Raw genomic sequence first — 350 nt, forward strand, 5'->3', positions numbered from 1 at the left:
CTCGCCGCCTTCGTCGCGTTTATCGCCCCTTCCGTCGACGCGATATCCAGCACCTGCGTCCCGATTTCCGACAGCAACTGCGCCTGCCGCAGCCGGCTCTCCACCTTCTCCTTGTCGAATATCGGGTTCAGCGCCCCGCTGTTGGCCCCCGCCGTATCCCGGCTCAGACCGCCCACGTCCTGCCGCTGTCCGGCCTGGTCACGGATAATCAGCGTGCCGTCGCTCACCGCCGCATAGGTCGTCCCCGACGACGAACCGCTCTGGTTCGCCCCCGCCAGCATCAGCCCGCCGACGTTGCTCAGCACCTGCAGCCCCACCGGCGCACTGGTGCTGAACCCGCCCCCGGTGTG

The 350-nt window shown here is 68.6% G+C and carries 1 pseudogene; it reads right to left on the reverse strand.

Features of this window, described 5'->3' with window-relative positions:
- A pseudogene (locus FDP13_RS21530) lies at positions 1–350 on the reverse strand (hypothetical protein); the annotation flags it as partial.

The organism is Dickeya sp. ws52 (assembly GCF_007210685.1).
GTDB lineage: Bacteria > Pseudomonadota > Gammaproteobacteria > Enterobacterales > Enterobacteriaceae > Dickeya > Dickeya chrysanthemi.